Here is an 8,971-nt window from a genome sequence, read left to right on the forward strand (position 1 = left end):
ATTCAAACAATAAAAGGCGGCCTGGCTCGTTGTGATTACGAGATCGGCCATAAATTCAAATAGCAGGGGTTTCCCCTGCGGGGGAGGAACGGGCATGGATAAATTACAGGAAATTATAAGCGACTTGTCATTGTGGCATTTAGCTTCAAAAGAGGAATTGAAGCCACTCGATATAAATGCAGGACCTTGCTATATCATCGAGCAGAGCTATGTCAAAGACATAATGATCGGCTACATGAGAAAACAGCAGGCAATCATTGAGGAACACCAACGCCAGCAGGAAGTCACGGTAAACCAGTTTCGGCAAGCTCAGAAAGATATTAAGTTGCTGCAGGCAGAGAACAAGCGTTATAGAAACGCATTAGAATTTTACGCCAATGAAACGACGTATACAAACGAATTTGAAGACTGTCCGCCAGCTGTCGAACTCGACGGAGGGCAAACGGCCAGAAAAGCATTGGAGGGGGCTGCGGAATGAAAGTGAAACATGTTGATCAAGGTGGTTTGAAAAGTAACTGGCGGGAATTTGTTGATTTTGTTAAGTCAAATGGTACTGGCGCTTTTATCGAGTATTTCTTTGTTTTTCATGAGGATGAATGTGACGAAGCCTATATATTTGAAGATTCCTCGGAACTCGACAAGTGGTTAGAACAGGAATTTTGGGATGGGTATCATTACGAAGCCGAGGATCTTGAGAGTTCAATGGATGAATGGAAAGTCTGGAAACTTGTTCCGGATTCTGATGTTGAGAGATGGCCCACCCTCTACAATAAAGCGAAGAAAACAGCGATTGTTATTGATGGTGAGAAATTTTACAGAAAACCAGTGAGCATAAGCGTAGAACAGACAGTTTCAGTCTCAGCTTCATCACTGTAAGGAGGAAGAAAAATGATTCCATTACAAGTAGAACTCCAGCGGAACGTGAAGGCCACAAAGGACGAAGCAATGACAGTCGAGCAGGCGGCCGAGCTTTTAAAGGTTCACCCGGACTACATCCCGACGCTTGTCGCTCGTTCTGACGATCTCAAAATGATCGGCGACCATACCATTATCGCTAAACGGGATAAAACAAATATCTGGCTGGTCGGGGCATGCGTGGGGCTTTTCTTCTTCGCTGTCTCCGTACTGCCGAATTTGATCGGGGGTTAAGGGATGGCAACAGCAGGGCAATTGAAACGAATGAACGACATAAACGATTTGATCAAGCTTATCGCAAGCATTGATCGTCGTACATTCTATCGCAAGTCAAAGGATCGCATAGCGTATTTCAGATTTAAGAAAAAACTGTTCTTCGTTGATGATTACACGGGTGATGACGTTTACCCGTATGAAATGGGATACGGTAGTCCGAACGGTTTTTCGCATGGGGGCAACATGTGGCAACTGGTCAACAGTTTTCGAAAGTTCATCATAACAGGGAAATGCGGCGAGCTGAGGGATTATAAAGAGATATGGGCCTATAGCTATGAAGGATGTATGAAAATCCGTCAGAAAGCGAAGGAGATCGGTTTCATTGAAAGCGTTGATTACGCCTACAGTTTTAATGAATGGGCTGATAGTAAATGATCGAATACAGCTGCCCTGAATGTGGTCACAACGAATTAGATATAAAAATCCGCCCAGATGCACGCTGCTCGAAATGTGGCTGCAGCATGGGCGTTGAGGAGGAAATAGCGTGAAAATAGAGAGCATCGTATCATCAGAAAAAAAGCCATGTGCAGTATGCAATAGAAAAACTTACTCGTATAAAATCTATGAACAATCCAACATAACCATAGAAATACCAGCGTGTGATACAGAAAGCAGAAATTGTTTGCAGAAAATAGACGTGAAAGATATGGCTGCATTCGCTATAAAAGTGATCAAAAAAGATATTCGGGAGGATGCGCAATGAATCTACAAAAAATGTTTGAAATGCAAAAGGCGCTTGACGATCGGATCATCAAAGAAAAGGGACTTGAGGGGCAGGACTTGCTGCCAAACCTCATTCTTGCTCTACAGGTGGAGCTTGCCGAGTGTGCGAATGAATGGCGCGGCTTCAAGCATTGGAGTAATAATCAAAAGCCAAGAACAAAATTATCAACAACTGTTGGCGCGACTCCTGAAAATGCATCCTTTTTCCGGTGTGAAAATGATAATTGCGGAGAGCATTTAAGCAAAAAAGATTTTGAAAACTTATTCGATCCTGATTATGAAGAGTGTCCAATTTGCAAAGTGGGTTGTGTAACGGCCTTTCGTGATAAAAACCCACTGCTTGAGGAATACGTGGACTGCCTGCATTTTATCTTGAGCATCGGGAACCGGCTTGGCTGGAATGACAATGAGACCATAGATGATGTAGTCGTACAGCATTTAATTTCTGAAAAAGGGTTTGATACAGCAAAAACATTCTCTTGCTTGCTATCCATTGCTTACGGATTCCATTTCAGCAATGTAGAAAAGCGGACATATATCAGTTTATTTACGACTTTCTTTGAATTAGGCAGCAAGCTCGGTTTTAAATGGGAGCAAATAGAAGCGGCTTACATGGACAAAAACGCCGTCAATCATCAGCGTCAGCAGGAGGGGTATTGATGAACCACACTGACAACCCGATCATTTCAGCCTTACAAACAATTGAAGGAGGAAGAACAATGAAATTCTATGAAATCCATGATCCATATTACGCGCTTCTCAAAGCGGAAGACAAGGCGGAAGCCGAGAAAATTTACAATCAGGAAGTCGCCGATACGGACGATTACGACAATTTTCAAGATGAAGAAATCCGAGAAGTAGAACGAGACTATGCACTTGTTATGTTTTCGCAATCGAGGGGTGAAGACGGGGAGTTGAGGTCTTACACCTATATTTCAAAGAATTTCAACAATCCGGAATCTGAAGTTCTTATATGGGATGGTTCGCTGCTATGACAAAGACAAAAATCACAATCAAAACAAGCGATAAGGTTGAGGTCACACGGGAACAGGCGCGGGCGATTGAGGAAGGCATGAAGTTTTATTTAAAAATGGCTGACGAAGAACCCGAAAGAGTGAACGCGTTGACCAAAGGAGATAAAAAAGAGTTTGCACGCCTTCAATTCGTCGGGAAACACTTTGTCATTAAAATAGGGGATGTAAAGCCATGGGAAGAGTTATTTGCATCACTCAATGAAATGTCTGCTTATGATCTGAACAAGGCGATTTTAAAAGGCTATATCGTGAAGGAGGGCGCGGAGTGTTTGAGTAAAATGAGAGTTAAAGAGAGGGGAGGAAGAACGACCAATGAAAAGAAAATACATTGTTACTTTTAAAGATAAAGACCCTGTTGTTTTACTTGTGAAAGATGATGTTAATCGACCAAATAATTCTGATTGTGATTCTGTATTACACTTATGGATAACTGAAAATTACGGGAATCAAGAATATGACTACCATGAGATTTCAGCATGTGACCATTATGAAATTTAGGCAATGATTTTGAGGACAACGAGGGGGAAGAATAACCATGAAAAAACTATTCAAATCAATCATTCTATCAGCAGTATTACTAACGGGAGCGGCGGCCGTTGCGCCGTCTGCTTCCGCCGCATGGTCCGGCTGGCAAAATGAATCCGGGTACAGCGGCCGGGTGTTTACGGATGCGGCGACTTACACGGCCGGCGCCTCAACGGTGGACTGGAAAGCCGAGAAAAAAGGCTCAAGCACTCTTTATTACACGGCTGGCGTATACAAGAAGCGCAGCGGCGGCGGGCTGACTGATACGAATTTAGTACAGCGGGGCAGCTTCAAAACAGCAACGCCTCTGAAATCATTCAATGTGAAAACGATCCGGAATAAGACCGGGAAAGGAACCTATGTCATCCAGCTGGACTGCTATTCTGATTCCGGCAAGCGGAATTATATCGGGACATTTGAATCAGCTAAATTTCAAATCAAATAAGGGGGATTCGATGGCGCTGAGAATAGTTTTTATGCTGATGGGGTTAGGTTTCTGGTTTTATTTCCAGTACGAATACAGGCCGGACATAAAAGCAAATTTCACGTTAATAGGCGCAATCATCGCATTTACGGCCGCGGCGTTTTTTCAAGATATTGATAAGTATAGAGAGAAGAGGGAAGACGAGTGTTAATAGCTTTTAAAATATCCCTGTTGCTGGTCCTGATAGTCTCTCTTATGGGAGTTATAGGAGAGGATAATGATTCACAGCTGAGAAATCACTTAACTGCAATTTGTATAGCGGCGATCATCGGGAATATTGCTACATATGTGCTGCTTTAACTGAATAAGTCCAAGATGGGAGAGGTCAGGAAATGAAGAAGTACGAGGAGAAAGAAGTCACAAAAACGCAAAAAGTCTTGAAAAAAGTGACATGCGATACTTGTGGGAGGACTATCGTTATAAATGATCGGTCAAACCATTACTATGAAGTCGCGACACATCATAGCAGGTGGGGAAACGACAGTATAGACAGTTATAGATATTTAGATTTTTGCAGTTATGAATGTCTTCTCGAAAACATGAATGACTATTTCAAAAATGGCGCTGATACAGATTGTTACGAAATTCAATTTGTAGAAGGAGATTAGCAGCCAGGCATAACAAAAGAAGATGAAAACAAAATAAACGTCCAAGACGGAAAGCCTGCGGACACTGATCATTGCACAGAATTACTGTGCTCTGATTGGTGTCCGTTTTTTATTTGAGCGGAGGGATGACATGAAGCAGAAAGAGAAAAAGCCCAATAAAAACACTCAGGAGCGATCTGAACGCTTTTGGCGGCAAATGATGGGACAAGACATGCAAAGACTTAAACGAGGCAAGGGCGGCGCATTTAAGCGCAAATAAGGGGAGGAATCAGGATGCAAGATTTAATCATAGAATATAAACGAGCTTTAAGAGAAACAAGAAAAATGCACCGGCTCTACAAAGATACGGCTGAAGTCAATCTGACGGCTGAACAGATCAACGACAAAAAGATTATCAGTAGCATGATCAGTGACATTGAATTCACTCTTGAATGGCTGCAGAACGGAAGACAGCCGGGCGCCCGCCGAGGTGCTGACAGAAGAGACGCATATCAAAGGACGATTCTGGCTGAACCACGCTTAATTGATGCGCTGCCGGAAGAATACGCAATCGTTCAAGAAGCTGAGGGAGAGGTAAGTGATTGGGATAAGGAAAGAATTGCTGATGCCCTATCCGTGCTTACCGAAAGAGAAAAAGACATTTTCATGATGCACGCTGTGCAAAACATGTCATTCGAAGAGATAGCGCAGTTATTGGGGATTAAAAAAGGAACCGTGCAGAAGAATATCGAACGTTCCCGTCTGAAAATGAAAAATAGAGCAGATCACAGCCTATTCTGTTTAGCGTGAATAGGCTCTTTTTCATTGGATAAATAATGAAAAAAGCCCATTAAATTACTTGACGTAAGTAAAGTTTAGGGGTATAATTAAAGTATAGAAAGGAGGGAAAGAAAGTGGCTGAAATCGCATTGGTACTGGGGATTATCCTCACAACTCTCACAGTTGTTGAAAAAATCCTCATCATCAGGGAAAAGCTTAAAACAAAAAAGCCCAAAATCAAAAAACGCCGTCGACCAAGAAAGCGCAGATGATTTTGAGCCGAGGGAGAAGAAGCGCTTCTCCCTTGCTCCAAGTATAGCAAATGCGGCGACTAAAGAAAAATACTTGAAAGCCAGCCACTTTCAAAAAAATGAAAAGTGTACAGTCCACTACCGATATTGTTGTTCTTCTCGCCCTGGCGTATATGCTGTTTTTCCGTCAGGATGTGGCAGCGGGACCATTGAAAACGGCTCTCGACATTAGTCTGATCATTTTATTTGTTGTTTCGATCGTTGAGAAAGCATTTTCCCTTTACTTGAAATATCGCGAGAAAAAAGGATGATTTAAAAATGTACAAGCCTAAAGAGCGTGACGCAATCAAGAAATTCTTGAATGAAGAGATACTCAATACAAGTGAAGCGCTTGAAATATTGGGGTTCACCCGTCAATATCTGAATCAGTTAGTAAAGACCGGGGAATTGGAGCCGATGAAAGAAATGCCCCGGGACAGGCTTTTTCTGAAAGAGGATATTTTGGATTTTCAAAAACATAGAAGGAAATGAGCAAATATGAAAAAATTAATCGATGGTTCAACGATCTTATTCTTTATTCTGTTTGTGATATTGTTCACTAATTTTAATTATGGTGATCTCAGCACTCTCGATATTATTACTATGATTTTGGCAGTGATCTGGTTTGTATTGACTATAATTAATATAACCCTAAAATGGAGAAACCTCCGAAATGGCTAAGTTTATTTTTGAGAGTATAGACGAGCTGAGAGATTTTATGGATAAAGAAGTCATAACGACATCTGAAGCCATTGAGATAATCGGATGCAGCCGGCAGAACCTCAAGCAGCTGGTGGATTATAAAACATTGGTTCCGATTAAAACTACGAACAGAGATCGCCTATTCTTGAGAAAAGATATTGAAGGCTATAAAAAGAAACGTTGATTGCACCCTGTCAAAAGGGTGTTTTTTTGTCTTACGGTTGCCACCTATTTATGAAGAGCGCTTTCGTTCGACAAATTTTGCAAATTGTTCCTTTCTCTTACTCCTTAACCGATAATAAGGAAGGGGTGATTTAATGGATTTAGAAAAACACAAAAAAAATATTGTTAATATTCAATGCAAATTTGGATTTGATATCAGAACAGAAGGGACAGCTCTTTATGCTCGATTTGGTGATGAGGAATATTTGATAACTTCGAGACATTTAATATTTGAAGATATTGGGCAGCCTAAAAAACGATTTAATTCAGAAATAATAAAAGCTAGACGCGTCAATGAACAGAATACAATTGCAACAGCTGTGTTATGTCAAGAATTTGGAAGCCCTGATTATGATATTTTTATCGCCGGTGATGATCTTGAAGATGTAGATTTGGCTGTTATATCTCTTGAACATAAGCAGACCGAAGATTTCAGAGAAGCACTTCGGAAAGATGGGTACACGCCTTTTTTATTAAAGGAAAATTACGAATCACTAGTTGAAGGATCGGATATATTTACGGTTGGTTTCCCTGACGTTCCATCTTCAATATCAAGAATAACACCCGAATTTGGTGTGGCATTAGAAGAAACTACAATTGTTTCTCGTCCTGTGTTTAGTTTTGGAAGAATAGCAGCTTATGATGAAGTTGATGCTTATTTTTGGGGGGATATTAGCGTAAGTGCTGGGAGTAGTGGTGGTCCAGTGTTTGATAGTAACGGTAGTTTAATTGGAATAGTACAAGGCCAATCTAAAACCTACTCAACAAATGCCGGAATTGAAATAGTAACTAGAGGTCTATTTACTAGTATTGTTAAAGCAAAATATATAGTTAAGTTGATAAATGCTTTTAAAGAGCTAAAATTCTGTGATTCGTGAAGACTTCATAAATCTAAAGAAATGACACCGTTCCAATCGAATGGTGTTTTTTTATGTTCTCTGTAAACTGATTCCGGTAAATCTCAGAAAAACAACTGGCGGTTAACGGTCTGAGTGCGGCGTCGGTTTAGAGGGAATATCTTTTTCCAAAACAACACGAATCAGAAGGGGGCGGCGGTGAATGTAGATGGCCGAAAAGCACATTCAGGCGTATAAGGATTACGTCAAAGGCATGAAATACAAGGACCTTGCCGAGAAATACGGGGTGTCAGTGAACACTATTAAATCGTGGAAGCAGCGGCATGGTTGGGAAAGGGAAAAGGGTGCACCCTCTGAAAAAAGTGTGCACACAAAAAAAGGCGGTCAACCTGGCAATAAAAACGCATTGGGAAACAACGGCGGCGCCCCGGAGAGAAATCGAAACGCGGTTTCGCATGGGTTCTTCTCAAAGTATCTGCCAGAAGAGACGCTTGAAATCATGGAAGAGATTCAGGAGCGTTCCCCTGCTGATATGATATGGGATCAGATTCAGATACAATATGCGGCCATAATCTGGGCGCAACGCATTATGTTTGTGCGGGATAAAGATGATACGGCAAAAGAGCTTAAAAAGGCAAAATACGTTTATCATCAAGATGAGGACGAAGATGGCAATTTAACATATGAAAAAAACATTGTAGAAGAAGAACTTGAAATACAATTCGCTTGGGATCGTCACGCAACATTCCTGAACGCTCAATCTCGGGCAATGGGGGAGCTCCGGAGCTTGATCAAGCAATTTGACCAGCTGGCGCATGAGCAAGATGAACGGCGCCTTAAATTGGAACAAATGCGCTTGAATATCGAGAAGACGAAGAAGGCTGTTAACAGCGGCGACGGAAACACCCAAGAGAATGATATTGCCGCAATGTTGAGGAAAATGGTGAATGCCGATGGAACTGAATAAAAAGCAAAAGGAAGTTTGGGACAGCTTTATAAAAGAGCAACCCAAAATTCTAATTTGTAGCGGCGCAAAGAGGGCAGGGAAAACATTCGTGCTCCTTTTGACGTTCCTTGCTCACGTCAGCAAGTATCAAAACATGGGTCTATCCTTCATCATCGGCGGGGCTACTCAGGCAGCCATAAAACGAAATGTCTTGAACGATATGGAATTGATTCTGGGCAAAGAATTGAGGCTCGACAAGTCGAATGCCGTTGAGATATTTGGTAACCGTGTATATTGCTTTGACGGGGCCAATGCTGATTCATGGAAAAAAGCGCGGGGGTTCACGTCAGCCGGCGCATTCCTAAACGAAGCGACTGCCCTGCACGATTCATTCGTGAAAGAAGTCATTTCCCGGTGCTCGTATAAAGGCGCTGTGGTCATGATGGATACAAACCCCGAAAACCCGATGCACACTGTCAAAACGGATTATATCGACAAAGACGGGCAAATGCTGAAAAGCGGGCGGCTGAACATCAGGTCATTTCATTTCTCGCTGTTCGACAACAATTTTCTCGATCCGGAATATGTGGAGAGCATCGTGGCATCGACGCCGAGCGGCATGTTTACAGA

The 8,971-nt window shown here is 42.0% G+C and carries 18 protein-coding genes; all 18 read left to right on the forward strand.

Annotated elements, in window-relative coordinates:
* Positions 1-94: 94 nt before the first annotated feature.
* Positions 95-478 (forward strand): hypothetical protein, encoded by a 384-nt coding sequence (locus tag BGM27_RS20140; protein ID WP_217031364.1) that lies wholly within the window; start codon positions 95-97, stop codon positions 476-478.
* Positions 475-876: a hypothetical protein gene (locus BGM27_RS20145; RefSeq protein WP_061861550.1), complete on the forward strand. Its 402-nt coding sequence runs from the start codon at positions 475-477 to the stop codon at positions 874-876. Before BGM27_RS20140 ends, BGM27_RS20145 begins: the two co-directional genes overlap by 4 nt.
* A 12-nt stretch (positions 877-888) precedes the next feature.
* The gene (locus BGM27_RS20150) at positions 889-1,149 is read left to right on the forward strand and encodes a hypothetical protein (RefSeq protein ID WP_217031366.1); all 261 of its coding nucleotides are present in this window, start codon (positions 889-891) and stop codon (positions 1,147-1,149) included.
* Positions 1,150-1,152: 3 nt separating this feature from the next.
* A complete protein-coding gene (locus BGM27_RS20155) occupies positions 1,153-1,566 on the forward strand; it encodes a hypothetical protein (RefSeq protein WP_217031369.1) in 414 nt (137 codons plus the stop codon).
* A 324-nt stretch (positions 1,567-1,890) separates the two neighbouring features.
* A complete protein-coding gene (locus BGM27_RS20160) occupies positions 1,891-2,574 on the forward strand; it encodes a dUTP diphosphatase (protein WP_217031413.1) in 684 nt (227 codons plus the stop codon).
* Positions 2,574-2,909: a hypothetical protein gene (locus BGM27_RS20165; protein ID WP_217031372.1), complete on the forward strand. Its 336-nt coding sequence runs from the start codon at positions 2,574-2,576 to the stop codon at positions 2,907-2,909. Before BGM27_RS20160 ends, BGM27_RS20165 begins: the two co-directional genes overlap by 1 nt.
* Positions 2,906-3,289, forward strand: coding sequence for a hypothetical protein (locus BGM27_RS20170; protein WP_254122948.1), 384 nt, complete (start codon positions 2,906-2,908; stop codon positions 3,287-3,289). Before BGM27_RS20165 ends, BGM27_RS20170 begins: the two co-directional genes overlap by 4 nt.
* A complete protein-coding gene (locus tag BGM27_RS20175) occupies positions 3,261-3,446 on the forward strand; it encodes a hypothetical protein (protein WP_217031375.1) in 186 nt (61 codons plus the stop codon). Before BGM27_RS20170 ends, BGM27_RS20175 begins: the two co-directional genes overlap by 29 nt.
* A 37-nt stretch (positions 3,447-3,483) precedes the next feature.
* Positions 3,484-3,918 (forward strand): hypothetical protein, encoded by a 435-nt coding sequence (locus BGM27_RS20180; RefSeq protein ID WP_217031378.1) that lies wholly within the window; start codon positions 3,484-3,486, stop codon positions 3,916-3,918.
* A gap of 10 nt (positions 3,919-3,928) precedes the next feature.
* Positions 3,929-4,108 carry a hypothetical protein gene (locus tag BGM27_RS20185; RefSeq protein WP_217031380.1) on the forward strand — a complete coding sequence of 60 codons (180 nt, stop codon included), beginning with the start codon at positions 3,929-3,931 and terminating at the stop codon, positions 4,106-4,108.
* A gap of 587 nt (positions 4,109-4,695) precedes the next feature.
* Complete coding sequence (locus tag BGM27_RS20765; protein ID WP_302053371.1) at positions 4,696-4,824, forward strand: hypothetical protein; 129 nt, start codon at positions 4,696-4,698, stop codon at positions 4,822-4,824.
* A gap of 14 nt (positions 4,825-4,838) precedes the next feature.
* Positions 4,839-5,354: a sigma-70 family RNA polymerase sigma factor gene (locus tag BGM27_RS20190; RefSeq protein WP_217031381.1), complete on the forward strand. Its 516-nt coding sequence runs from the start codon at positions 4,839-4,841 to the stop codon at positions 5,352-5,354.
* 104 nt (positions 5,355-5,458) lie between these two features.
* Entirely contained in the window at positions 5,459-5,596 is a 138-nt protein-coding gene (locus tag BGM27_RS20195; RefSeq protein ID WP_167348363.1) for a hypothetical protein, read from the forward strand.
* 297 nt (positions 5,597-5,893) lie between these two features.
* Positions 5,894-6,106, forward strand: coding sequence for a helix-turn-helix domain-containing protein (locus tag BGM27_RS20200; protein WP_003155868.1), 213 nt, complete (start codon positions 5,894-5,896; stop codon positions 6,104-6,106).
* 181 nt (positions 6,107-6,287) lie between these two features.
* A complete protein-coding gene (locus BGM27_RS20205; RefSeq protein ID WP_031378531.1) occupies positions 6,288-6,500 on the forward strand; it encodes a transcriptional regulator in 213 nt (70 codons plus the stop codon).
* 133 nt (positions 6,501-6,633) lie between these two features.
* Positions 6,634-7,416, forward strand: a complete 783-nt coding sequence (locus BGM27_RS20210; RefSeq protein ID WP_217031383.1) for a S1 family peptidase — start codon at positions 6,634-6,636, stop codon at positions 7,414-7,416.
* Positions 7,417-7,603: 187 nt separating this feature from the next.
* Positions 7,604-8,362 carry a phage terminase small subunit gene (gene terS, locus BGM27_RS20215; RefSeq protein WP_217031384.1) on the forward strand — a complete coding sequence of 253 codons (759 nt, stop codon included), beginning with the start codon at positions 7,604-7,606 and terminating at the stop codon, positions 8,360-8,362.
* Positions 8,349-8,971, forward strand: a 623-nt coding sequence (locus tag BGM27_RS20675) for a PBSX family phage terminase large subunit (protein ID WP_254122952.1), incomplete at its 3' end; no start/stop codon positions are given. The genes terS and BGM27_RS20675, both read left to right, overlap by 14 nt.

Source organism: Bacillus sp. FJAT-27001 (genome assembly GCF_019039175.1).
Classification (GTDB): domain Bacteria; phylum Bacillota; class Bacilli; order Bacillales; family Bacillaceae; genus Bacillus; species Bacillus velezensis.

Bases quoted from the DNA above. Each gene is read 5' to 3' on its own strand.
- BGM27_RS20170 (WP_254122948.1), top strand. From the start codon at position 2,906: ATGACAAAGACAAAAATCACAATCAAAACAAGCGATAAGGTTGAGGTC.
- BGM27_RS20765 (WP_302053371.1), top strand. From the start codon at position 4,696: ATGAAGCAGAAAGAGAAAAAGCCCAATAAAAACACTCAGGAGCGATCT.
- BGM27_RS20205 (WP_031378531.1), top strand. From the start codon at position 6,288: ATGGCTAAGTTTATTTTTGAGAGTATAGACGAGCTGAGAGATTTTATG.
- BGM27_RS20210 (WP_217031383.1), top strand. From the start codon at position 6,634: ATGGATTTAGAAAAACACAAAAAAAATATTGTTAATATTCAATGCAAA.
- BGM27_RS20155 (WP_217031369.1), top strand. From the start codon at position 1,153: ATGGCAACAGCAGGGCAATTGAAACGAATGAACGACATAAACGATTTG.
- BGM27_RS20165 (WP_217031372.1), top strand. From the start codon at position 2,574: ATGAACCACACTGACAACCCGATCATTTCAGCCTTACAAACAATTGAA.
- BGM27_RS20175 (WP_217031375.1), top strand. From the start codon at position 3,261: ATGAAAAGAAAATACATTGTTACTTTTAAAGATAAAGACCCTGTTGTT.
- BGM27_RS20180 (WP_217031378.1), top strand. From the start codon at position 3,484: ATGAAAAAACTATTCAAATCAATCATTCTATCAGCAGTATTACTAACG.
- BGM27_RS20140 (WP_217031364.1), top strand. From the start codon at position 95: ATGGATAAATTACAGGAAATTATAAGCGACTTGTCATTGTGGCATTTA.
- BGM27_RS20200 (WP_003155868.1), top strand. From the start codon at position 5,894: ATGTACAAGCCTAAAGAGCGTGACGCAATCAAGAAATTCTTGAATGAA.
- BGM27_RS20150 (WP_217031366.1), top strand. From the start codon at position 889: ATGATTCCATTACAAGTAGAACTCCAGCGGAACGTGAAGGCCACAAAG.
- BGM27_RS20145 (WP_061861550.1), top strand. From the start codon at position 475: ATGAAAGTGAAACATGTTGATCAAGGTGGTTTGAAAAGTAACTGGCGG.
- terS (WP_217031384.1), top strand. From the start codon at position 7,604: ATGGCCGAAAAGCACATTCAGGCGTATAAGGATTACGTCAAAGGCATG.
- BGM27_RS20185 (WP_217031380.1), top strand. From the start codon at position 3,929: ATGGCGCTGAGAATAGTTTTTATGCTGATGGGGTTAGGTTTCTGGTTT.
- BGM27_RS20160 (WP_217031413.1), top strand. From the start codon at position 1,891: ATGAATCTACAAAAAATGTTTGAAATGCAAAAGGCGCTTGACGATCGG.
- BGM27_RS20190 (WP_217031381.1), top strand. From the start codon at position 4,839: ATGCAAGATTTAATCATAGAATATAAACGAGCTTTAAGAGAAACAAGA.